Source organism: Caballeronia sp. LZ029, from assembly GCF_031451275.1.
GTDB lineage: Bacteria > Pseudomonadota > Gammaproteobacteria > Burkholderiales > Burkholderiaceae > Caballeronia > Caballeronia jiangsuensis.
In genome coordinates, this window is the sequence record NZ_JARUXO010000092.1 from 1 (window position 1) to 300 (window position 300).

The following is a 300-nucleotide window of genomic DNA, read 5'->3' on the forward strand; positions in this document are numbered from 1 at the left end:
TCATGCATTCGTCGACGAGCCCGCAATACGCGATCATCGCGTCTTGCGACGTGGCCGCGGCGATGATGGAAGCGCCGGGCGGCACGGCGCTCGTCGAGGAATCGATTGCGGAAGCGCTCGATTTCCGCCGCGCCATGCGCAAGGTCGACGACGAATACGGCGACGACTGGTTCTTCAAGGTCTGGGGCCCGGAGGCGCTGGCCGAAGAGGGTATAGGCGACCGCGAAGACTGGATGCTGAAGCCGAACGACCGCTGGCACGGCTTCGGCGCGCTCGCCGAAAACTTCAACATGCTCGACC

General features: G+C 64.7%; 1 pseudogene. It reads left to right on the top strand.

Annotated elements, in window-relative coordinates:
* A pseudogene (locus QCE73_RS34205) lies at positions 1 to 300 on the top strand (lysine decarboxylase); the annotation flags it as partial.